This window comes from Nitrospirota bacterium, from assembly GCA_020846775.1.
Classification (GTDB): domain Bacteria; phylum Nitrospirota; class 9FT-COMBO-42-15; order HDB-SIOI813; family HDB-SIOI813; genus RBG-16-43-11.
The window spans coordinates 26,548-48,017 of record JADLDG010000086.1 but is presented as its reverse complement, the minus strand read 5'-3'; the positions used below and the strand labels follow the sequence as shown (position 1 = coordinate 48,017).

Annotated in this window: 28 protein-coding genes; all 28 read right to left on the bottom strand. The window is 45.4% G+C overall.

The annotated features are described in order from the left end of the window. Positions 1-34: 34 nt before the first annotated feature. Entirely contained in the window at positions 35-1,525 is a 1,491-nt protein-coding gene (locus IT392_10410) for an NADH-quinone oxidoreductase subunit M (protein MCC6544893.1), read from the bottom strand. Between the two features lie 25 nt (positions 1,526-1,550). Next, a complete protein-coding gene (locus IT392_10405; protein ID MCC6544892.1) occupies positions 1,551-3,317 on the bottom strand; it encodes a Na(+)/H(+) antiporter subunit D in 1,767 nt (588 codons plus the stop codon). Continuing rightward, complete coding sequence (locus IT392_10400) at positions 3,310-3,564, bottom strand: hypothetical protein (protein MCC6544891.1); 255 nt, start codon at positions 3,562-3,564, stop codon at positions 3,310-3,312. The genes IT392_10405 and IT392_10400 overlap by 8 nt, the downstream gene beginning before the upstream one ends. Positions 3,565-3,591: 27 nt before the next feature. After that, entirely contained in the window at positions 3,592-5,106 is a 1,515-nt protein-coding gene (locus IT392_10395) for a monovalent cation/H+ antiporter subunit D family protein (GenBank protein ID MCC6544890.1), read from the bottom strand. A 4-nt stretch (positions 5,107-5,110) separates the two neighbouring features. Continuing rightward, positions 5,111-5,413, bottom strand: a complete 303-nt coding sequence (nuoK, locus tag IT392_10390; protein ID MCC6544889.1) for an NADH-quinone oxidoreductase subunit NuoK — start codon at positions 5,411-5,413, stop codon at positions 5,111-5,113. Position 5,414: 1 nt separating this feature from the next. Beyond that, the gene (locus tag IT392_10385; protein ID MCC6544888.1) at positions 5,415-5,909 is read right to left on the bottom strand and encodes an NADH-quinone oxidoreductase subunit J; all 495 of its coding nucleotides are present in this window, start codon (positions 5,907-5,909) and stop codon (positions 5,415-5,417) included. 8 nt (positions 5,910-5,917) lie between these two features. Beyond that, positions 5,918-6,496 carry an NADH-quinone oxidoreductase subunit I gene (locus tag IT392_10380; protein MCC6544887.1) on the bottom strand — a complete coding sequence of 193 codons (579 nt, stop codon included), beginning with the start codon at positions 6,494-6,496 and terminating at the stop codon, positions 5,918-5,920. Continuing rightward, positions 6,493-7,497: an NADH-quinone oxidoreductase subunit NuoH gene (gene nuoH, locus IT392_10375; protein ID MCC6544886.1), complete on the bottom strand. Its 1,005-nt coding sequence runs from the start codon at positions 7,495-7,497 to the stop codon at positions 6,493-6,495. The genes IT392_10380 and nuoH overlap by 4 nt, the downstream gene beginning before the upstream one ends. Positions 7,498-7,515: 18 nt before the next feature. Further along, complete coding sequence (locus IT392_10370) at positions 7,516-7,986, bottom strand: cyclic nucleotide-binding domain-containing protein (GenBank protein MCC6544885.1); 471 nt, start codon at positions 7,984-7,986, stop codon at positions 7,516-7,518. An 11-nt stretch (positions 7,987-7,997) separates the two neighbouring features. After that, the gene (nuoG, locus tag IT392_10365; GenBank protein MCC6544884.1) at positions 7,998-10,463 is read right to left on the bottom strand and encodes an NADH-quinone oxidoreductase subunit NuoG; all 2,466 of its coding nucleotides are present in this window, start codon (positions 10,461-10,463) and stop codon (positions 7,998-8,000) included. Continuing rightward, on the bottom strand, positions 10,450-11,721 hold the full coding sequence (gene nuoF / locus IT392_10360) for an NADH-quinone oxidoreductase subunit NuoF (protein ID MCC6544883.1): 1,272 nt from the start codon (positions 11,719-11,721) through the stop codon (positions 10,450-10,452). The genes nuoG and nuoF overlap by 14 nt, the downstream gene beginning before the upstream one ends. Before the next feature lie 18 nt (positions 11,722-11,739). Continuing rightward, on the bottom strand, positions 11,740-12,204 hold the full coding sequence (gene nuoE, locus IT392_10355; GenBank protein ID MCC6544882.1) for an NADH-quinone oxidoreductase subunit NuoE: 465 nt from the start codon (positions 12,202-12,204) through the stop codon (positions 11,740-11,742). A gap of 54 nt (positions 12,205-12,258) precedes the next feature. Next, positions 12,259-13,467 carry an NADH dehydrogenase (quinone) subunit D gene (gene nuoD / locus IT392_10350; protein MCC6544881.1) on the bottom strand — a complete coding sequence of 403 codons (1,209 nt, stop codon included), beginning with the start codon at positions 13,465-13,467 and terminating at the stop codon, positions 12,259-12,261. 71 nt (positions 13,468-13,538) lie between these two features. Further along, entirely contained in the window at positions 13,539-14,069 is a 531-nt protein-coding gene (locus IT392_10345) for an NADH-quinone oxidoreductase subunit C (GenBank protein ID MCC6544880.1), read from the bottom strand. Between the two features lie 5 nt (positions 14,070-14,074). Further along, positions 14,075-14,551 (bottom strand): NADH-quinone oxidoreductase subunit B, encoded by a 477-nt coding sequence (locus IT392_10340; protein MCC6544879.1) that lies wholly within the window; start codon positions 14,549-14,551, stop codon positions 14,075-14,077. After that, on the bottom strand, positions 14,542-14,895 hold the full coding sequence (ndhC, locus tag IT392_10335) for an NADH-quinone oxidoreductase subunit A (GenBank protein ID MCC6544878.1): 354 nt from the start codon (positions 14,893-14,895) through the stop codon (positions 14,542-14,544). Before ndhC ends, IT392_10340 begins: the two co-directional genes overlap by 10 nt. 111 nt (positions 14,896-15,006) lie before the next feature. Continuing rightward, complete coding sequence (locus IT392_10330; GenBank protein MCC6544877.1) at positions 15,007-15,321, bottom strand: MTH1187 family thiamine-binding protein; 315 nt, start codon at positions 15,319-15,321, stop codon at positions 15,007-15,009. 84 nt (positions 15,322-15,405) lie between these two features. Further along, positions 15,406-15,993 carry a DedA family protein gene (locus IT392_10325; GenBank protein ID MCC6544876.1) on the bottom strand — a complete coding sequence of 196 codons (588 nt, stop codon included), beginning with the start codon at positions 15,991-15,993 and terminating at the stop codon, positions 15,406-15,408. 151 nt (positions 15,994-16,144) lie between these two features. Next, positions 16,145-16,291 (bottom strand): hypothetical protein, encoded by a 147-nt coding sequence (locus IT392_10320; GenBank protein ID MCC6544875.1) that lies wholly within the window; start codon positions 16,289-16,291, stop codon positions 16,145-16,147. A 168-nt stretch (positions 16,292-16,459) separates the two neighbouring features. After that, on the bottom strand, positions 16,460-16,906 hold the full coding sequence (locus IT392_10315) for a BlaI/MecI/CopY family transcriptional regulator (protein ID MCC6544874.1): 447 nt from the start codon (positions 16,904-16,906) through the stop codon (positions 16,460-16,462). Between the two features lie 71 nt (positions 16,907-16,977). Further along, positions 16,978-17,583, bottom strand: a complete 606-nt coding sequence (locus IT392_10310) for a 4Fe-4S dicluster domain-containing protein (GenBank protein MCC6544873.1) — start codon at positions 17,581-17,583, stop codon at positions 16,978-16,980. A 17-nt stretch (positions 17,584-17,600) separates the two neighbouring features. Further along, entirely contained in the window at positions 17,601-18,824 is a 1,224-nt protein-coding gene (locus IT392_10305) for a molybdopterin molybdotransferase MoeA (protein MCC6544872.1), read from the bottom strand. A gap of 142 nt (positions 18,825-18,966) precedes the next feature. Next, positions 18,967-19,569 carry a molybdenum cofactor guanylyltransferase gene (locus IT392_10300; GenBank protein ID MCC6544871.1) on the bottom strand — a complete coding sequence of 201 codons (603 nt, stop codon included), beginning with the start codon at positions 19,567-19,569 and terminating at the stop codon, positions 18,967-18,969. Continuing rightward, positions 19,569-20,063, bottom strand: coding sequence for a MogA/MoaB family molybdenum cofactor biosynthesis protein (locus IT392_10295; protein MCC6544870.1), 495 nt, complete (start codon positions 20,061-20,063; stop codon positions 19,569-19,571). Before IT392_10295 ends, IT392_10300 begins: the two co-directional genes overlap by 1 nt. 44 nt (positions 20,064-20,107) lie before the next feature. Beyond that, positions 20,108-20,626 (bottom strand): molybdopterin-guanine dinucleotide biosynthesis protein B, encoded by a 519-nt coding sequence (gene mobB, locus IT392_10290; GenBank protein MCC6544869.1) that lies wholly within the window; start codon positions 20,624-20,626, stop codon positions 20,108-20,110. 42 nt (positions 20,627-20,668) lie between these two features. After that, on the bottom strand, positions 20,669-21,007 hold the full coding sequence (locus tag IT392_10285) for a winged helix-turn-helix domain-containing protein (protein MCC6544868.1): 339 nt from the start codon (positions 21,005-21,007) through the stop codon (positions 20,669-20,671). Positions 21,008-21,023: 16 nt separating this feature from the next. Continuing rightward, positions 21,024-21,239, bottom strand: coding sequence for a twin-arginine translocase TatA/TatE family subunit (locus tag IT392_10280; protein MCC6544867.1), 216 nt, complete (start codon positions 21,237-21,239; stop codon positions 21,024-21,026). 25 nt (positions 21,240-21,264) lie between these two features. Beyond that, positions 21,265-21,453, bottom strand: a complete 189-nt coding sequence (gene tatA / locus IT392_10275; protein ID MCC6544866.1) for a twin-arginine translocase TatA/TatE family subunit — start codon at positions 21,451-21,453, stop codon at positions 21,265-21,267. Positions 21,454-21,470 lie beyond the last annotated feature (17 nt).

The window sequence follows — 21,470 nt, the reverse complement described above, 5'->3', positions numbered from 1 at the left end:
AACCCACCCTCATCCCTTCGAATTGAGATCCTGATTATCTAACATGAGCAACCATATTCCCGGCTGAGTTAAGCTGTTCCAGCAGGTGACTAACTGATGGATGTATGAGCTCGACAAACGGAGCTGCATTCACTCCGATCCAAAAGACAAATATGGCAAGGGCAACCATTGCTGCGAGCTCTCTGACATTGACATCATGTGCCTCATGTATATGACCTTTGTGATTGATCTCTCCAAGAGCAACCTTCTTATACATACTGAGCAGATAAACTGCACCGAGCATGGCGCCTATTATTGAAAACGCACCGGCAACCTTACTGTATCCGAATGCCCCGGCCAGTATCAGGAACTCACCTATGAACGAATTGGTACCCGGGATAGCCATGGATGACAGAATAAAAATCGTAAAAAATGTAGTATAAATCGGCACCGCCTTGGCAAGGCCGCCGTAGTCAGCAAGCTCTCTCGTATGGGTCCTCTCATATATCAACCCGATACACAGGAACAACGCCCCTGTTGTGATGCCGTGATTCAGCATCTGCATTATAGCCCCTTCGACGCCAGCTGAGTTATAGACAAAGAGTCCAAGAGTAACAAAACCCATGTGGCTTATACTCGAATAGGCAATAAGTTTCTTTATGTCGCTCTGCGCAAGTGCAAGATAACCGCCATATATTATTCCTATCACTGACATGACAAGTATAAGAGGTGTAAAGTACCTCGCGGCCTCTTCAAAAAGTGTCAGGTTGAATCTAATAAGCCCGTATGTCCCCATCTTAAGCAGCACTCCGGCAAGTATAATACTCCCTGCTGTCGGCGCCTCCACATGGGCATCAGGCAGCCATGTATGGAAAGGAAACATCGGGACTTTGATTGCAAATGCTATGAAGAATGAGAGAAATACCCAGAACTGAAATGCGAAAGGATAGTTCTGTTTCATGAGTTCTATGATGTCAAAGGTATGGCCGCCGGCAAAATAGAGTGCAATAATTCCGATAAGCATGAGCACACTTCCTGCCAGTGTATAGAGAAAGAACTTAATCGCTGCATAGATCCTGTTCTTGCCCCCCCAGACTCCGATGATCAGATACATAGGGATAAGCATCGCTTCCCAGAATAAGTAAAACAGAAAGAAATCAAGGGCGCAGAAGACGCCTATCATAGCCGTCTGCATGACAAGAAGCGCCATCATGAATTCTTTAACCTTATGCTGGATGGAGCGCCACGACGCAAGCACACATACCCAGCCAAGCAGGGACGACAGGAATATAAACAGGACACTTATACCGTCTATACCCATAAAGTATGTAATATTCCATGATGGAATCCAGATATAATGTTCCACAAACTGCATATTGTGCGTTGTGCTGTCGAACTTCAGGACGATCGGGATGGCAACAAGGAAATCAACGACTGTAAAGGCCAGGGCAATCCACCGGGCTGCAACGGCATTTCTTACAAAAAGGAGAATCAGTGCTCCAAGGAGCGGCAGAAATGTTACTATACTTAATATCGGGATACCCATACTGTTATGAACTGCTTCTATCACTTCATCCCCTCACTATCATCGAAAATATAAAGATGATCACCATGATCCCTAAAACCATACCTACGGCATAGTGCTGAAGCTGGCCTGACTGCACTCGCCTTACACCGGCACTCAGGGACATAATAATGCCTGCAATACCATTTACGGCCTTGTCAACTATGTTTTTGTCAATCCAGAAACCTATCCTTGCAACCGCATAAATAAACGGCATTATGGCTGTATTGGTTATTTCCGTTATAAAGCCTTCCCAGGCCCCGACAGGCTTTCTTGCAAACCACATGAATACCAACGCACCCTTCCTGTAGAACCAGTCTGTGTCAGCGCTTATCGTTGGTTCAGGGTCAAGTTTTTTAAGCAGCAGGAAGAATCCGAGCGCAGTGAACATCAATATGCCGAGTGCACTGGTAACATGGTCTCCTGTGTAAGGTTCAAAGTGAACGGGATACGGGAGGACTCTGTAGAGCTGACCCGGAACTACTCCAATGGCAATGCACAGAAACGCAGCAATACCCATGGCAATAAGCATATTCATCGGCGGTTCCTTTGGCCTCAGACCTGAGTCCTTGCCAAAGAACATATAGTACGGGAGTTTAAGGCCTGTGTGCAGGAAGGTTCCTGCTGACGCCATTGTCAACAACAAGGCAACGATTGGTCTGTGGTCCGCAGCCGCACCTGCAACTACCATGGATTTACTCACAAAACCACTGAACAGGGGAAATGCAGAGATAGCAAACCCCCCTATCATATAGAGGGTTAATGTAACCGGCATCGTCCTGTAAAGACCACCTAATTCCGTCAGTTTACGTTTTCCAGTCATTTGAATTACTGCGCCTGCACCCATGAACAGGAGTGCCTTATAAAGGATGTGAGAAAAGGCATGAGACACTGAACCGTTAAGCGTCATATATGTACCCATACCGACACCGGCAACCATGTAACCGACCTGACTTACAATGTGGTATGCAAGAAGTCTTCTGCAGTCGTTCTCAAGCACAGCATATACGACACCGTAGAGCGCCATTATAACACCGAGCCAGACAAGTATTTCTGTGCCTGGAAATGCCCTGACCAGGACATATACTGCAGTCTTTGTCGTAAAGGCACACATAAATACTGCACCGGTAACAGTTGCCTCAGGGTATGCATCCGCAAGCCATGCATGAAGAGGAGGTACTGCGGCATTCAGTATGAAACCGGTCATAATGCAATAGAATGCAAGGCTCCCGCTATGCTCAATGGGGCCGAACAGGATGGAACCTGTTTCTGCATAATGCAGTATGATACCTCCGAGCAGTAATACCCCGCCTGCTATATGCACAAGGATATATCTGAAACCTGCCTTGACAGCCGCAGATTCTCTCTGAGCGAACACTAAGTATGCTGAGGAAAAGGCCATGATTTCCCAGAATAAAAAGAGGGTAAAGTAATCACCTGCGAAGGTCACACCAAGTGCGCCGCCAATATAGAGGTATGCCGACACGTGCTGGCCGGCATCTTTAACATGCAGGCCATACATCATACCGATGAAAGCCATTATGGTAAAGACGTAAGAGAATACTAAACTGAGCTTGTCTACTTTTGCAATTATGATCTCGTTCCCGAGGAAGTGATATACACCGTACGTACCCTGTGACGCACCAATACAGACTAAAAATGCGATTGCCGGAATTATAAGAAGATATACCTTCTGTACCTTTCCCCATAAAAGAGGAATTAAAAAGGCGCCTGCTATAAAGAGTATCGCTGGATGAAAGAACGACTCAGTCATAATAATCCTCTTTCTTCATCAGTTTTCCCTGATGGCCAAGAAACTTCGAGACTACAATAATGAGGACACAGGAGATAAACCCGTAGAAAGCTCCCCATCCGGGTATCTTATCCCATATATAATGGGCATGTTCCCGATCTACAAAGAAATCCGAGGCAAATACGACCACAAGTATGATATAGAAAATTATCCTGTTTGTCTTCGCGTTCTTTGCATCGCCTATAAAGTTAATTATCTTTTCAAGCATAGAGCGTCTCCCGAAAAATTATGCCTTTTACCTGATTACTACCTTTGCCAGACCAAGGAAGTAGTCCGGATAAATGCCCACTATTATGGAGATTACAGACGTAACGACAAGTGGTATGGCAACAAGCGGTATCTCTCTAATCTCTCCATGACCGTGATCGTCATGACTGTCTTTATGTAATTCGTGGTCCCACTCCTTATTATGTTTATTGCCCTCTTTTTCAAAAAAAGCCTTGTACGTTATAGGCAGGAAATATGCAGCATTAAGGACTGAACTTACAAGAAGAACAACAAGTATGGGAATCTCATGCGCCTCAATCGAACCCATAGCAAGATACCACTTGCTGATAAAACCGGCTGCCGGATATACCCCTATCATACTCAGAGATGCTATGAAGAATGCAGTCATTGTCCACGGCAGTTTTCGCCCTATGCCTGAGAGTTCGCTTATCTCTGTCTTGTGCGCCGCACAATAAATTGAACCTGCACAAAAGAAGAGAGTAATCTTTGAAAATGCATGATTCGCAATATGTACAATACCGCCTACCATGCCGCTCGGCGTAAGTAAAACAGCCCCAAGAACTATATAAGAAAGCTGGCTCACTGTTGAATATGCAAGCCTTCTCTTAAGATTGTCCTGCGTCAGGGCATAGATTGAAGACAATATTATCGTAAACGAAACTACATAGGCAGTTGCAATACCAAGGTTGAGATCACGCATCAGATCAATGCCATATACATTAAATACTACACGAAGGACGCAGAAGACACCCATTTTGACAACGGCAACTGCATGCAGAAGCGCACTGACGGGGGTCGGCGCCACCATGGCTGCCGGCAGCCATGCGTGGAATGGCATGATTGCAGCCTTTGCAAAACCGATAAGAAAACAGATATAGACTACTGTCAGAAGAACAGGTGAGGCATTCACACCGGCCAGCAGACCATGAGGCGCGAAATCAAGGGTGCCTGCAATTACGAAGGTCAGGATTACTGCAGCCAGTAAAAATGTCTTTGATGTTCCTACCAGGTATATAATGTATTTTTTACTTCCTGCCCATGACTCCGGTGTCTCTTTATGATAAACGAGCGGATATGTGGCAAGACTGAGTATTTCATAGAATACCAGAAGTGTAAACAGATTGGCGGAGAATGCACCGCCTACGGCCGCAAAGATGCTGACAGTAAAACATGCAAAGAACCTTGTCTGTGCATGCTCCTTGCTGCTTCTCATATAGCCTACGGAATAAACAGAAGCCAGGATCCAGAGGAATGAGGCAATGGTGGCAAAGACCATCCCCAGGGCATCCACCCTGAACTTGAACTCTATGCCCGGCAATACTGTAAACATTGAATATTCAATAATATTGCCTGAAAGGATAATCGGGGCCATCGAGATTACAATCAAAAACTTTATAATAGCCGCAACAAACGATGTAATGTCGCGCTGATTCGGCATCTTGTTGAATCCCAGCACCACAAACATGGCTATAAAGGAAACGGATAGCGCTAAAAGTGGCCTTACAGACTCTATAACTTCCAATTCATCATCCTTTCATTGTCCTTATTTCATCAACATTGAGCGCTGATTTGTTCCTCACAAGAGCGATTAATATACCAAGCGCCACAGCCACCTCAGCCGCTGCAACTGCTATAATGAAAATGGAAAATATCTGTCCCCTCAGGTCCTGATGATAATACGAAAAGGCAACAAAGTTGATATTTACTGAGTTTAATATCAGTTCAACTGACATCAGGACTATCAGAATATTCCTTCTGAGCAATACACCAGCAGTCCCTATGATAAAAAGGACTGAGCTGAGAATTATGTACCATGACAACGGAACCATCTTACCTTAGCTCCTTTTTTCCCAATACTATTGCGCCAAGCAGGGCTACAAGAAGTATCATGGAAATAATTTCAAACGGAAGGAGATACTTTGAAAACAATACCGTACCCATCTCCTTCACACTGCCGTCAAGACGGCTTGTTGTAGAAACTGCCATCTCTGCAAATCTGCTCCTGGATAAAATGAGAACCATTTCAGCAATAAGAATTACCAGGAGGGCTATTACCCAGGAGTGTCCTCCGGAAACAAACCTCTTCATACTTGCCCGACGTATATCCAGCATCATGATTACAAATAAGAAAAGCACCATGACGGCGCCGACATATACGAATACCTGAACCGCAGCCAGAAAGGGAGAACGGAGCAAAACAAACAGCGCCGCCATCTGAAGGAAACATACCATAAGAGACAGGACACTGTGTACAGGATTTCGCAATGTCACAACTCCAACGGCAGAGACTACAGCAATAACTGCAAATATGAAAAAAAAGACCATCTCAGCCATTACCACCACCTCTTTTGTGAACTCAAATCCGGCTTCACAACAGCGCCATCCTCATCCCTCTCCAAACGTGCCTTGACTATCACACCGCCCTCAAAATCAAACGGTATTGCCTGTGGAGCAAGGAGCTCATCCTTTGAGCGAAACTGTCTCTGCATCTTCTTACCTGCAAGTTCATACTGTCTACCCAGTTTTAGCGCCTCTGTCGGGCATGCATCCTCACACAGGCCGCAGAACATGCAGCGCAACAGGTTTATCTCCCATCTCGCTGCAACCCTGTCTGCAATCCCCTTTCCCGTCTTGTCCTCCATCGGGACAACAGTAATGCACTGGGTCGGGCATGACTTTGCGCAGAGCTCACAACCTACACATAACTCTCTACCGGCCTTGTTCCTGTTTAATGTATGAAGCCCCCTGAATCTCTGATAGGGAATCCATGTCTCTTCATCAGGGTATCTCATGGTCATGGTCTTTGTGAAGGTATAGCCAAATGTGACAGCGAGGCCCTGGATGAGGTCTATGAACAGGACTTTTTTGAGGATATTTGTTATGCTGAAATTTAATTTGCGGTTATTACTCATATAATCACCAGCCCGGTAATCAGGATATTCAATAACGCTAACGGCAATAATATCTTCCACCCTATTGCCATCAACTGATCAAATCTGTATCTTGGAAAAGTAAACCTTGCCCACATAAAGAAGTAAATAAAGGCTATTACCTTCAGCACGAACCAGACAATCCCCGGAAGGAATGATGGTCCATCCCAGCCACCGAAGAAGAGGATAACGCCAAGCGTAGAGATAGTAACCATAGCCACATATTCTGTAAGCATGAAGAACGCAAACCTCATTGCACTGTATTCAGAATGATAACCTGCACCGAGTGTGCCTTCATCTTCAGGCATATCAAATGGTATACGATTAATCTCGGCTATACCGGCGATGAGGAAGATGAAGAAGCCAACCGGTTGATATATGATATTCCAGTGCCAGTCATACTGTCCCCTCACTATGTCTAAAAGGCTAAGCGAATTAGACATCATTACTACACCAACCGCGGCAAGACTGAGGGCAAGCTCATAGCTGATCATCTGAGCTGATGACCGGAGCCCCCCGAGCATCGGGTATTTACTGTTGGATGCCCAGCCGGCAAGAATCATCCCGTAGACACTCAAACCTGCTATGGCAAGGACATAAAGGATGCCAACATTCATGTCTGATATATACAGATTGAGTTTCTGATTGATAAACGGGATAGTTACACTCTCACCAAAAGGGACAGTAGCATAGACGGTAAATACAGGAACCATGGCTATTATCGGCGCTATCTTAAAGAGAAACCGATCAGCCTGTGAAGGAATAATATCCTCCTTGAAGATCAACTTCAGCATGTCTGCAAAGGGCTGCAGGAGACCATGAAATCCTGTACGGAATGGGCCAAGCCTGACCTGAATATGGCCTGCGACTTTTCTCTCCATGTAAGTAAGCGGCAGAGGCAGCATAAAAAGGATCAGGCAGACGACAACGACTTTGACACAGATTATCACGACCTCCAAAATCGTAATTAACGCAGGGCTCATATTAATCAGATCAAACACTTATCTCTTTCTCCCCCACATATAATTAATCATTTCGAGATACCTTGAGTTCATTCCCCTTACAATAGTATGAATGTGAAAGACTATGTTTCTCAGGATTTTATACATCAACCTGGGGTGATTATCTATCAATGTCTCAAAATCATCCTTATCGAGGATGTAGGTCATGGTATCTGCAATCGCAACTATAGTAGCCGATCTTGGTTTACCGTCAAGGAACGCCATCTCCCCGAAGATATCTCCATCTTTATGCAGCATCAGGGTCAGAAGATCCCCTTCAGGTGATGTCTTGCATGCCTTGACCTCACCCTTCTTTATTATGTAGAGGGACTGACCATCGTCACCTTCCTTAAAGACTGTGGTCCCTGTAGGATACTCGTTTTCTTTTAAGACCTGAGACAAGACACCAAGTTCCTGATCATTGAGGTCTGTCAGGAAATCTATTTCCCGGAGTGACTTTGGATCTATCATCTTCATCTCCTTTAAGGAATCTGCACTTTAACCCTTGGGAATCCTTCCCCCATATTAAAAAACATATTCACATAGACATCAGTAAAATTCTCAGGTATAAATACTACCCCTTTTGCCATGCCCTGGTTTATCTTTGCCGTCATATATGCCTCATGGGACTTACTCTTAACCCGGACCTTGACACCCTCTGTAATGCCGAGTGTCATTGCATCTTCCGCATTCAGCTCTACAATAGCCTCATTCATTATCTCGTTGAGCTTGTCAGCCTTAAGTGACAGCCTGCCGGAATGATAAAGGTAATTTCCGGTCGTAAGTATAAATGGATATTCATTGTCAACCGCCTCTGAGGACAAAGCTGAAGGTTTCTCATTGCGGCCCTTTATCCGGCCATGAGGGTCAGGGCTGCCTGTTGCCTGCTCACCGGACCCAGACAATTGCAGAACTGCACCGTTACCGTTCAGGCTTTCAAAACTTATGTCACTGTACCCAGGCACAACTTCTTTAATCTCATTGAATATTTCAGCTGCCGATTTGACCCCGAATGCCGGCGCCAATGCCTCCCCGACAGCGGAGAATATCTCCCAATCAGCCTTTATATCACCCTGAGGATCGTGCAGCTTCCTCAGACGCTGAACCCTGCCCTCCTGATTGGTAAAGGTGCCATCCTTCTCTGCAAAACTTGCTGAAGGAAGGACGACATTCGCCATCTTCGCAGTTTCTGTCATAAACATATCCTGCACTATGAGGAACTTAACCTTACCAAGCGCCTTTCTCGCAGCCCGTCCATCCGGAAAACCAGAGACCAGATCTTCACCGGCCAGATAGAGCGCACCAACTTCATCTTTAAGCGCTGCCCGCACAATCCCCTCACTGCCCAACCCTGTATTTACAGTTTTTTTGTAACCCGGCAGAAATTCAGGATGAACACCCATATCCCATGCGCCCCTCTGGTTCGCACGGTCAAGTAGAGGGATAAGTTTAATATCCTTACCAAGTCCCTTCAGTATACCTGCAAGGCTGCTCAAATAACTTAACTGATTAGCGGACCTGAGAACATCTGTTCCCACTGCTATTGATACACTGCTTGAGTTTTTTATAATTTCTGCTGCACCGGCGCTGTCCTTGTCTGATTCACCTTTTACCTGACCGGATAAAATATTTGTAATCGTCCTGATTACTTCTCCTTCAGTACCGGGCTTGCAGCGTAATGACATTTTAGCTGAACTATCGAGTCTCACTCCACGGGATGATACTATAATTATGTTCAACTTTCTATACGAGGATAACCGTCTTATTATGTAATCAGTCACCGGGTTTTCTTCAGAAATAGCCGATCCTATTATAATCAAAGTATCAGACTTTAAGGCATCATAGATAGATACGCCGCCGTTCTTTAATCCCATGACCTCTATGAAATCCGCGACAGTATCACTGTTCCATCTACTTCCTGCATCAAGGTTGTTAGAGTTCAATGCATTCCTCATGAGCTTCTGGAACATATAAAGCTCTTCATTTGTAAGCCTGGCTGAGGCAATGCCGCCTATCTTATCTCCCATTTTTAATGCCTGGTTCAATCCTGCCCTGATAGAATCCACGGCCTCATCCCATGTAGCAGGCTCAAGCCTTCCATCAACCCTTACAAACGGGGTGACAAGCCTCTCATGACTATTTATGAATGAGTAGCCATATCTGCCCCGTGCACATAAAGTCTCATTATTTATACCGGTATCAGGATTGGAGATTACCCTCAACACCTCGCCTTTTCTTGCCTGCACAGTCAGCTGGCATCCTGTACCGCAAAATGTACATACGGTATCAACACCGGCAAGGTCCCATGGCCTCGACTTATACCTGAAAGTCCTGCTCATCAGTGAACCTACAGGACATACTTCTATACAGTTTCCGCAATGATCACAATCGAGATATTCCTTAACAAAACTCGTCTCCTGAGTCCCTGCACCGCGGCCAATTGAGCCAAGCACATTTGCTCCGACTACCTCGGCACATATCCGCACACACCTCTTGCACTGAATACATCTGTTTATATTCTGAACAATAACAGGACTTAAGAGGTAATCTTCTTCGTTAAATCTGCGTTTCTTCTCTCCGAAAGGACTATGTCTCGGACCAAACTTGAATGTGACATCCTGCAGCTCACACTCACCACCCTTATCACACACAGGACAATCAAGCGGATGATTCGCAAGCAGGAGCTCTATCATAGATGACCTGGCAGACTTCACGACAGGAGACTCGGTCAGGACCTCCATATTATGCATGACTGGCGTTACACAGGACGGCTGTAATTTTCTCTGCCCTACAATCTCAACAAGACACACCCGGCATGATGCGAGTTTGCTTAACCTTGCATGATAACACATGGTAGGTATCTCAAACCCGGCCGTCCGTGCCGCATCAAGTATCAGCGTACCGTCTTCTACTGTCAACTCTTTACCGTTTATCTTAACGGTTGCCATTAACCATACACCTCTTGTTTTTTATATGAAAATCAAATTCTTCCCTGAAATTATTAAATGCCCCTCTAAGCGCCATAACTGCGCCGTCACCAAGGGGACAGAACGTCCTCCCGAATATATCCACACACAATTTCTCCAAAAGCTCGATGTCTCCCTCTTTGCCCTGACCATGCTCTATACGCCTCATCACCTTTACAAGCCAATCAAGGCCCTCCCTGCATGGCGTACACTTTCCGCATGATTCATGGTGAAAAAATTCATGCGTAATGAGCGCTGCCTTTACTATACACATGCTGTCATCAATAACAATAACAGCACCGCTTCCAAGCATCGTACCCTTTGCAGCCAGAGAGTCAAAGTCCATCGGGGTATCAAGATCTTTTTCTGTAAGCATGGGGGCCGATACCCCGCCAGGTATGACAGCCTTCAGTTTCTTTCCGTCCTTTATACCGCCTGCATGCGTATAAATAATTTCCCTGAGCGGAGTCCCCATTGGAAGCTCATATAACCCCGGTTTATTCACACTTCCGCTTATTCCATATAATTTGGGTCCCGGGCTTTTTGCCGGACCTATAGATGCAAACCAGCTCGCGCCCCTGTTCACTATATGCGGGATACAGGCAAGCGTTTCTACATTATTTATCACTGTTGGTTTTCCAAAGAGACCGACATGCGCAGGAAACGGCGGTTTGATACGCGGCAAAGCCCTTCTGCCTTCGATTGATTCAAGCAGGGCAGTCTCCTCTCCGCATATGTAGGCCCCCGCACCCCTGTGGACATACATATCATGATTGAAATTGCTACCCAGGATATTCTTTCCCAGGTATTTTTTTTGATAAGCCTCTTTTATAGCATCTTCCAGTCTGTCTGCAGCAAGTGCAAATTCACCTCGTATGTAGATGTATGATGTGTCGGCTCCGATAGCGTAGGAAGCAATAGCCATACCTTCTATTAACTGATGCGGGTCATACTCCATTATTGCCCTGTCCTTAAATGTACCCGGCTCTCCTTCATCCGCATTACAGCAGAGGTACTTCTGCAGAGTAGCATCCTTTGGTATGAAGCTCCATTTAAGTCCTGTAGAAAACCCAGCACCGCCCCGTCCCCTTAACCCGGAATCCTTTACCATCTGGATTAAAGCATCAGGCGTCATATCCAGCGCCTTCTTTAATCCCTGATACCCGCCGCTGCCGAGATAGGTGGACAGCTTATGTGAATCAGCGACATTTATATTTTTTAATATTACGGGTTCAAACATAAAGTTTTACTAAATAATCTATCGTAAGCTATTAAGTATCTCCTCTACTTTAGCATCATTAAGGTTTTCATAATATTTATCATTTATCTGCATCATTGGCGCAGTTCCGCATGAACCAAGGCATTCAACTGTTGAGAGTGTGAACTTTTTATCAGGTGTAGTTTCCTTTGCCTTGATGCCCAGTTTTTTTGAAATAACATCCAAAATATGCTCACCATCCAAAATGGAGCATGAAATGTTGGTACAAACCTGCACATGATATTTGCCTACAGGCTTCTTGTTGTACATCGTATAGAATGTGGATACCTCAAAGACAAGAATAGGGTTTATATCAAGTATTTTTGCGATCTCCCGCATACCATCTTCAGTAATGTAACCATACTCCCTTTGAATAACATAGAGACAAGGCATGATGCACGAGCGCGCTGTCACATATCTCTTTCTAATTTCCTTTATCTCATTTACCGCCGCTTCTGAGAGCATCTTCTTCCTCTGTTTTATTTATAACCTGTTGCCTGCTCACTGCTGCCGCATATCCTACTTGTCAACTTCACCGAAAACCGGATCGAGGCTCGATATTACCGATACTACATCAGCAAAATATGCCCCCCTCGACATCAGGTCTATACTCTGCAATCCTACAAAGGATGGCGCCCTGATCTTGACCCTGAACGGCTTCTCAGTGCCATCGCTCTTTATATAAAAACCAAGCTCACCCTTGGGCGCCTCTATAGAAGCATAGACCTCGCCGACCGGGGCCTTGAATCCGTGAGAAATTATCTTGAAATGGTGGATGAGGGCCTCCATGTTGTTGTAAACATCCTGCCGCGACGGCGCAACTATTTCCGGCGCATTGGCATTCACAGGCCCGTCAGGTATCTGCTGCAGAGCCTGAGATATTATCCTTGCAGCCTGCCTCATCTCCTCTACCCTGCACATATATCTGTCAAAACAATCACCATTGGTACCAACCGGCACATCAAATTCAAACCTGTCATATACAAGATACGGATTATCTTTCCTTATATCCCATTTGACACCGGACCCCCTGAGAGCGGGCCCTGAAAGTCCAAGGTCAATTGCATCCTTGGCAGAAATAACCCCGATGCCCTTGTTTCTCTGCAGCCATATCCTGTTACCTGTCAAAAGGGTTTCATATTCATCCACCCGCTTCGGGAATATTTTGATAAACTCGGTACATTTCTCTTTAAAACCTGGAGGAAGGTCTCCCCTCACACCGCCAATCTTCATGTAATTATAAGTAAGTCTGGCACCGCAAAGCATCTCGAAAAGGTCAAGCACCATCTCCCTTTCCCTGAATGCATAAAGGACCATGGTAATAGCGCCAAGATCAAGCCCCCATGCGCCTACAGCAAGGAGGTGACTGGATATCCGCGAAAGCTCGGATACTATAACCCTGATGTATTTCCCCCTTTCAGGTATCTCAAGATCGAGCAGTTTTTCCACTGCCGAAACATAGCCGAGGTTGTTGGTCATACTGCTGAGATAGTCAAGCCTGTCGGTGTACGGGACAAACTGCCCGTAGAGGAGGTTTTCAGCAATCTTTTCCATCCCCCTGTGAAGGTATCCTATGTCAGGCTCTGCCTTAACAATCTTCTCACCCTGCAGATAAAGGATGAGGTGCATGACACCATGAGTCGAAGGATGCTGAGGCCCCATATTAAGGGTTATCTCCCGCGTCGTCAGCTCTGCATTATCTGTAGTTGCTTCTAAAGTATCCGCCATAAAGTTTCCATTTTCTCTAATATCTAATTTCTTACTTCTTGCTTCAACTCATTGCTCATCGCTTCTTATACTCATTTCTTCTTCTCAACCCCGCACGGATTATACTGATCCTTATATCCCACAAGAGGGTAGTCTTTCCTCAAAGGATACCCCTCCCAGTCCGGCGGCATATAAATCCGCTTCAAATCAGGGTGTCCTTCAAAAACAACACCCACCATATCGAACGCCTCTCTCTCAGCAAAATTAGCAGTCCTCCAGACAGAGGTGACAGAGGGAACGCTTTCACCCTCTTTAACCCTGACTTTCAACCTGATGCGATTCCTGAATGGGATAGAGTAGAGCTGATAGACGACCTCAAAGAAAGAGTTCAGCGGACGACAATCAGTGCCTATTACGTCTGAAAGAAAATTAAATTGAAAATCGAGATCATACTTGAGAAAGTTGCACACATCAGCAATATCTCTTGTTTCTATTACATGAGTTATCTCGCCACGGAATATCACGGTTTCGATAATTGATTTCCCAAACCTGCTCTTGACCTTCTGAACCAGGACAGGATGTTCTATAAGAACCTTTTCTTTTTCTATATCATTCAATTCCATTACACTCAACTTTTAAACTTTTCGAGGACAGAAGGCATCTCCCTCCGGATCTTTTCCTGCAACTGCAGAAAGCCGAACAAGAGGGCCTCAGGTCTCGGTGGACACCCGGGTATATAAATATCTACAGGGACAACAAGGTCTGTACCCTGAACCACACTATATGTATTGAACGGCCCGCCTGCTGAGGCGCAGCCACCCATTGCGATCACCCATTTTGGCTCAGGCATCTGATCATATAATCTCTTCACCGCCGGGGCCATCTTCTTTGTCATAGTCCCTGCCACTATCATGACATCAGACTGCCTGGGGGTCGGCCTGAATACTATGCCAAACCGGTCGGTATCATAACGTGAACAGCCTGCGGCTATCATTTCTATGGCACAACAGGCCAGCCCGAAGGTCATCGGCCATAGTGCAGACCTGCGGCCCCAGTTTACAACATTGTCCAGCGTGGTAAATAATACATTCTCGTTTATACCCATTCCAAAGCACCTTTCTTCCAGGCATAAATAAGTCCGACAGCAAGCACGGCTATAAAAATAAGCATTTCAACAAAGGCAATCCCGCCGATATCCCTTAGGACAACTGCCCATGGAAATAGGAATACGGTTTCAACATCAAATACAACAAAGAGGATTGCTACGATAAAAAAATGGATTCTGAAATGCCCTGATGAAGCACTGCCAATGGGCTCCATACCGCATTCCCATGGCAATAGTTTTTCTTTAAACGGATTTTTGGGGCTGACAATAGAATTGACAAACAAAACGGTCACCGCAAGGGCAGACACGAAGCCCGCGATCAACAAAACCGGAAGATAGGTCATCAGCATTAGTTACTTCCCCCCAGTGGTAAGAAAACACCTTAATAGAACTCTTGAATTTTGTCAAGGGGGGAAAAGGGAAAAATTAAATATGAGAATGTTTTGTCTGATTATTCAAGTTGTTAGTCTTCTCTTTAGTTTTTTTTCAACACTCTCTATCTTCGTCTTAATCCTGCCGGCCTTACCCTTTCTGTAATCTACCTTGATACTGGCAGATATACGGTCACAGTCCTTTCTCATCCGGTCAAGACACTTTTTCACTACCTCAAACACTTCATCCCACTCTCCTTCTATCACAGTTCCCATAGGATTCAGCCTGTATTCAAGACCGCTCTTGTCTATAATATCGAGGGATCTTGCAACATATTTGCTGACACTTTCCCCTTTAGTAAGCGGGGTCATACTGAATTCAAGCAAGATTACCGGCATTTACGCACCTCCTGTATGGTAAAGGCTGCTGCACTATTTTAACACATTTAAGAGAATATCATCCCACCTGTCAATACCGTACAATTAAAGCAGATACTTAACGACAAGAAATCCGGCAATGAGGAGTGCAAAAAAAGCAAGTGCGAGCAGATCAAAGTATTTCTCAATCTTCTCTTTCATGACAGGACCGAAGTAGTACAGGAGACCGGCGACTAAGAAAAAGCGCATTGAACGTCCTATTGCGGAAGCTGTGACCAACGTTAAGAAACTTATCTTTGAGACACCTGCTGCAATCGTAATGACCTTAAACGGAATTGGCGTGAATGCAGCTGTCAGCACAGTCAGGAATGCGTGGTCATTGTATGCATGGACGACCTTGTCAAAGACCGCCTGACTGAAGATGTGGCCTATAAAGATACTGTCTACCATTTCCCACATTCCCCAGCCTATGGCATAGCCTGCCATACCTCCAAGCACAGAACCAAGGGAACAGACAAGGGCATACCACATGGCGCGAGCCGGGACAGCAATGACCATAGCAATAAGCAGCACATCCGGCGGGACAGGGAAAAAGGATGATTCGGCAAAGGCAATCAGGAAGAGTGCGCCAACTGCGTGAGGGGTCGCCGCCCAGTGGATGACCCAGTCATAGAGACGGCGTGTGAGTTGCATTGTGTTTTTAAACATGTTCACCCAAAAATCCAATTATTTTAAATATTAGCCCGGTTGCAGGATGGGTGACAACCCATCCGGTCATCCAGAAACAGGACATTGCCTGCCATTCTGTTCTCATATATAATCTTTTCGTGAAAAAACACATTGTTCACCCTGTATGGGTGCTTGTTATTCTTGCCTCAGCTGCCCTCATAGGTGAAATAACGGTACGCATACTCTCTTTCCCCGGAGGATTCCAAATACTTGCTGATGTCTTGCTCCTTATCTGGGGAATCATGATGTTTTTCGGCGGCATATTTTCCATCCTGAGTTATTTCTTTGAAAACAGGTGGAAAGGCTTTAATGGTCTAATCTGGACGTACAAGAATATAATGCCAATAGGTGGTAAAGTCAATGCAATTATAATTGGAATAATCGGGATAGCTATCGGGATTGTCTCTATGATAAAGGCCTTTTCTTCGGGTTATTTACTTGCTGCCTTCTTCCTCTCTTCTATCAACCTCGACAGCCTGTCCATCTCCCCGGGGCTGGTCTTATACAGGATGTCAACAAAGGATGATGCGGCAGAGCCGGCTGAAATATCGAGGATACCCTGCATTACCTCTTCTGAGACCTGCCTCACAAAATCATCTCTCGATATGGAGGGGGCATAGACAAAAACACCTCCCCTTTTCTTCCTTTTTATCAGTCCTTTCTTTAACAACCTGTCCATGACTGTCAGGATTGTAGTTAAGGCAAGGGGCCTCGTTTTTCCTATCTCTTCCAGCACTTCCCGGCCTGTAACATCCCCCCTGTTCCATAAGATGTCCATAACCAGGCGTTCGAGGTCACCCAGTACACGCCCAAGCCCTGCCTTGTGAGGTTTAAATGAGGATGCGAGTCGTTTAAGCATGATGTATCTTTTTACCATGATATTTATTCTACGTCAAGTAGAATAATATCTGGAGATATATAAGAAAGCGGCTCATCTTTTTTAATACTTCAGATATATTTCGGAATTACCCTGACCGCCGGGGGATAACTTACAGCAGCACATACATTTTCGCAGATACCGCATCCGGTGCATTTCTCTCCCCCTATTACTGGTTTTGAGTCTTCAAGATAAATTGCATCTCCCTTAAGAGGACATTCTGTGTAACACTTATTGCACGGTGAACTGGCATCAGGGGAATAATCATTACAATTGTTACGGTCTATTAATGCGATTCCGATTCTAACGCTGCTTACATCCGTTACGGGCATCAGCGCCTTATCTTTGCATGCACTGATACATGGCAGGTCAGGACAGAGTCTGCAAGGTGTAATCTCAGGGATTATTACAGGGGTGCCTATCCCATATTCTACGTCTGAATCAATGCCTCTGACGCAATAATGAGGGCAGACCCTGATACACTCATTACATCGTGTACAGCGGGAAAGGAACAGGGTCTCCTCTACAGCTCCAGGGGGCCTGAGGTACTTTCGCTGCCTGACAGTTTTACTCTCAGACTCTAAAGAAATTTCGACAAGCTTTTTTGTAATCTCAGTAAAGGCAGCCTTGAAAAATCCCCGCCTGCCGATCATTTTTTCATCTGAAGAATCATGCACCCTGAAACACCCATCCCTTATGAGTATTCTACCTGACCAGCAAACAATTGAACCTTAACAATCTCACCCTGCAATACCTTCTCTTTATCAGGGGGCAGGATTATGAAACTGTTTGCCCGCGACATTGATATTAATATGCCGCTTCCCTGATCGCCGGTAGATCTGACATAGTATTTCCCATCCTCATATCGTGTTACAGCCCTTACATAATGGGTTCGGCCGGGGCGGCTTCGTAATTCTGCCTCGCATACAGCGTCAATGACCGGTCTGGATAATGATGTATGCCCGCTCATTTTTAAAAGAGCAGGTCTTGCGAATACCTCAAATGTCACCATCGTAGACACCGGATTTCCGGGCAGCCCGAATATCGGCTTGTTACCTACAAGTCCAAAGGCTATAGGATGACCTGGTCTTATCCCTACCGTCCAAAACTTCATATCTATCCCATATTCCTTCAGAATGTCTTTGACAAAATCATACATGCCTACAGATACACCACCGGAGACAAGGAGCATGTCCCCTTCCAAACCTTCGCCTATCTTTTCCCTCAGGCTCTCCTTATTGTCTCGGGCAATACCAAGGAGATGAGGGACACCGCCGGCCTCAATAACCTGGGCCGCAACTGTATATCCATTACTGTTGGGTATCTTATTCTCAGTAATCTCCTCATCGAGGTCGGCAAGTTCATCACCCGTAGCAAGCACCATGACCTTCGGCCTCCTGTAAACAGAGACCACAGGTTTCCCTACCATTGCCATTACCCCTATATGGGAGGCCCCGAGGACACTCCCCTTACTGAGTACAGTATCACCCTTTTTTATATTTTCACCCTTGTGTCTGACATTCTCGCCGATTTTTCCTGCATAAAATATATTAACGCTTTCACCCTCAGTTTTAGTATCCTCGACACGCACAACAGAATCAGCGCCATCTGGCACAGGCGCTCCGGTCATTATCCGTATTGCCTCGCCTTTTTTTACAGGTTTATCCGGCATTATACCGGCACGAACATCACCTACTATAACAAGCTGAACACCGCTTTCCTTTGAAGCATTTTTAATATCATTCCATCTTACAGCGAATCCGTCCATTGCGGAATTGTCCCAGGGCGGATGAAACAGGCCGCTTGTTACATCTTCAGCAAGAACCCTCTCATGAGCATCCTGAATTGCGATCCTCTCAGTGCCAAGCACCTTTGTGCTGTCCAGGACAGTCTTTAACGCCTCTTCTACTGAACGCATAAGTGATTCCTCCTTTTTGCTTGAAAATACCCTGATTAACCCATCCCCACCCTAACCCTCCCCTTGAAGGGGAGGGGAAGGGGGAAGTCTGATTTCCCCCTTTGAAAAAGGGGGATCAAGGGGGATTTACATCATGCAGTCATTATTTCAATTTCTCTTTATCCGCAACCGTATTAGCTGCAGCCAAGTCCTCCTGAGTATTCATATTGAAAAAGGACTTGAAATCCTGGTCTCCTGCTGTTATTTCAGACATCTGAATTTTCCGGACACTCAATCCTTCAACTTCATTGATAAATTTAGTGACATTATACAACCCATTATCAAGCCATTTACGCATTTGAGGCACACACTTTCTACTGTACACTGCGTGAAGTGGATGCAGTCTGAGGCCGTCGTCCGGAACCACTATATCATAACTTACAGGTTCACTGATTACAATCCTGACAGTTGAATCCATTATAAATGGCAAGTCACAGGAGGCCACAAAGATCCTGTCATATTTGGCGTATGACAACCCTGTGTATATACCTCCGAGAGGTCCGCACTCAGGTATAATATCCGTCACTTCCCTGTATCCGGGACCTTCGTGCCGCCCTGCCTTGTTTGTGACTACAAGTATCTCATCAAAAAGCTTCTCGTACACATCTATAATCCTTCTTATCAACTGTACGCCGCCTACAGTCAGAAGCGCCTTGTCCTGTCCCATACGGCTGCTCTTTCCACCTGTCAGGATAACACCGGTCATTATACAGGCTTACCACAGTCCGATTCATCACCGCGTAATTTCTCAATAACGTGCGGTATCGTCGTTAGTATCACACCAAGGCTTTCTGCAACCCCTTTTGGACTTCCAGGGAGATTGACTATCATGGATCTGCCCCTTGTGCCAACCAGTCCACGGGAGATAGCAGCCCTCAGCGTTTTCTTACAGCCTTCCGCCCTCATCAACTCCGCTAATCCCGGAATTTCTCTTTCCATTACATTCTTTGTCGCCTCGGGCGTTATATCTCTTGGACTGACCCCTGTTCCTCCGGTTGTCACAATAAGATCTGCCTTCATAACGTCTGCAAAATACCGCAACTTATCCTCGATCAAATTCTGCTCGTCGGGAATAATGTCATGCACAATAACGTCACCATCAATATCTTTTACCATCTGACAGATCAGTTTTCCGCTCTCATCAATACGCTCCCCCCTTGAACCCTTGTCACTCATTGTTAATACGGCAACCTTTATCATTGATATGCCCTCCCTGGTTTTTGAACCGCCGGCTGAATTCTATTTTATTGCTTATCCTGCAGGAACCTCTCTTCTATGAATCCGGTAATACCTTCAGCATTGTTAATATCAAATGCAGGTATGGTCAAGTTAAGCAGTTTGTCAGACGCCACTGCTATAATTGAAGGATCATTAAGGCACCTCAGATCATTGCCGCTGCCATTCCTGCTGACCTCAATCTTGGGATATGAATCCCTCTTAAACCCCTCGACGATAAGTATATCCGCCTTAGAAATAAACCTCTCCAGGATATCTTCAATTGTAAGCTCACTATCACTGTCAGATACAACAGAAAACTGTGATGGAGATGCAAGTACAACTGTCTTCGCACCGGCTTCTTTGTGACGCCTGCTGTCCTTGCCTTCTGTATCCATGCTGACGTTCTTATGTGTATGCTTGACAGTAGCCACATCATAACCCTTTCGTGCAAGTAACCCTATAACCTTTTCTATAAGCGTAGTCTTACCGCTGCTGGAAGACCCTACAAAGCATATCACCGGAATTGATGTTTTTGTTTGAATCATTTAATATTGTCTTACCGTTATGCTATATAGCATAACGCAGGATTATAAAAAATTCCACGTCTTTTTTTTCAGAACACCTTCAAGGTCTGCCATCATCCCTTCATACCTCTTTAAAAACTCCTTTGCCTCCATTGACAGCACCGTACCGCCGCCATTACTGCCACCTGTCTGAGTTACTATCATCTGTATTCCGAGACGGTCTTCCATGGCATGAAGATAACTCCATGCCCGTCTGTAGGGTATCCTCGCTGCCTTTGCAGCCTGGTTTATAGAGCCATACTTGTCTATACCCTTCAGAAGCTGGAACCTCCCCTCACCGAAGAAAGGCCTGCCATCAATCTCAAGCCACAATTTTGCACGTACAGTAATGAGGTCATCCATTCCATAACTGCTGCCCTTAGCCCCGTTTTTCTTCATCACTCCCTGACCCTTTATCTCTGTTAATGTCTGCAACATCCCGCGTTATACTGTCAGTTAAATCAGCCTTGGCACGCTGAAAACTCCGGAATGCCTTGCCTATCTCTTTACCAACCTTTGGCAAGTCCTTAGGCCCTACCACAAGAAACGCTATAATGAGAATAATAATTAACTCTGATGTGCCAATACCAAACATGTATTATACCAGGGTTTCTATTAAGTCAAACCTTTGCATCCTTTTCGCCTTCTTTTTTCAACTCCTCCAACTTCGACGGCTCGGCTAAACCCTTTTTGAATCCGCTGATTGCTTTCCCCAGTCCTTCACCTATCTGGGGGAGTTTTCCAGCGCCAAAGATAATTAGAATGATGGCGAGTATTACAAGTAACTCTGATAATCCAAGGCCAAACATTTAACGCCTCCTTCTTG

Coding starts and splice junctions, on each gene's coding strand:
- IT392_10320 (MCC6544875.1), bottom strand. CDS start 16,291: ATGCCGCCGAAAAACATCATGATTCCCCAGATAAGGAGCAAGACATCA.
- IT392_10400 (MCC6544891.1), bottom strand. CDS start 3,564: ATGCTTGAAAAGATAATTAACTTTATAGGCGATGCAAAGAACGCGAAG.
- mobB (MCC6544869.1), bottom strand. CDS start 20,626: ATGATTCAAACAAAAACATCAATTCCGGTGATATGCTTTGTAGGGTCT.
- tatA (MCC6544866.1), bottom strand. CDS start 21,453: ATGTTTGGCCTTGGATTATCAGAGTTACTTGTAATACTCGCCATCATT.
- IT392_10345 (MCC6544880.1), bottom strand. CDS start 14,069: ATGGAATTGAATGATATAGAAAAAGAAAAGGTTCTTATAGAACATCCT.
- nuoF (MCC6544883.1), bottom strand. CDS start 11,721: ATGTTTGAACCCGTAATATTAAAAAATATAAATGTCGCTGATTCACAT.
- nuoH (MCC6544886.1), bottom strand. CDS start 7,497: ATGAGCCCTGCGTTAATTACGATTTTGGAGGTCGTGATAATCTGTGTC.
- IT392_10385 (MCC6544888.1), bottom strand. CDS start 5,909: ATGGTCTTTTTTTTCATATTTGCAGTTATTGCTGTAGTCTCTGCCGTT.
- IT392_10380 (MCC6544887.1), bottom strand. CDS start 6,496: ATGAGTAATAACCGCAAATTAAATTTCAGCATAACAAATATCCTCAAA.
- IT392_10305 (MCC6544872.1), bottom strand. CDS start 18,824: ATGCGTTCAGTAGAAGAGGCGTTAAAGACTGTCCTGGACAGCACAAAG.
- IT392_10410 (MCC6544893.1), bottom strand. CDS start 1,525: ATGGGTATCCCGATATTAAGTATAGTAACATTTCTGCCGCTCCTTGGA.
- ndhC (MCC6544878.1), bottom strand. CDS start 14,895: ATGACCTATCTTCCGGTTTTGTTGATCGCGGGCTTCGTGTCTGCCCTT.
- IT392_10280 (MCC6544867.1), bottom strand. CDS start 21,239: ATGTTTGGTATTGGCACATCAGAGTTAATTATTATTCTCATTATAGCG.
- IT392_10285 (MCC6544868.1), bottom strand. CDS start 21,007: ATGGATGACCTCATTACTGTACGTGCAAAATTGTGGCTTGAGATTGAT.
- IT392_10370 (MCC6544885.1), bottom strand. CDS start 7,986: ATGATAGATCCAAAGTCACTCCGGGAAATAGATTTCCTGACAGACCTC.
- IT392_10405 (MCC6544892.1), bottom strand. CDS start 3,317: ATGACTGAGTCGTTCTTTCATCCAGCGATACTCTTTATAGCAGGCGCC.
- IT392_10340 (MCC6544879.1), bottom strand. CDS start 14,551: ATGGGTATAAACGAGAATGTATTATTTACCACGCTGGACAATGTTGTA.
- IT392_10295 (MCC6544870.1), bottom strand. CDS start 20,063: ATGATAAAGGTTGCCGTATTAACAATGAGTGACAAGGGTTCAAGGGGG.
- nuoE (MCC6544882.1), bottom strand. CDS start 12,204: ATGCTCTCAGAAGCGGCGGTAAATGAGATAAAGGAAATTAGAAAGAGA.
- IT392_10300 (MCC6544871.1), bottom strand. CDS start 19,569: ATGACCGGTGTTATCCTGACAGGTGGAAAGAGCAGCCGTATGGGACAG.
- IT392_10315 (MCC6544874.1), bottom strand. CDS start 16,906: ATGGTAAAAAGATACATCATGCTTAAACGACTCGCATCCTCATTTAAA.
- nuoG (MCC6544884.1), bottom strand. CDS start 10,463: ATGGCAACCGTTAAGATAAACGGTAAAGAGTTGACAGTAGAAGACGGT.
- nuoK (MCC6544889.1), bottom strand. CDS start 5,413: ATGGTTCCGTTGTCATGGTACATAATTCTCAGCTCAGTCCTTTTTATC.
- IT392_10325 (MCC6544876.1), bottom strand. CDS start 15,993: ATGCAACTCACACGCCGTCTCTATGACTGGGTCATCCACTGGGCGGCG.
- IT392_10330 (MCC6544877.1), bottom strand. CDS start 15,321: ATGCCGGTAATCTTGCTTGAATTCAGTATGACCCCGCTTACTAAAGGG.
- nuoD (MCC6544881.1), bottom strand. CDS start 13,467: ATGGCGGATACTTTAGAAGCAACTACAGATAATGCAGAGCTGACGACG.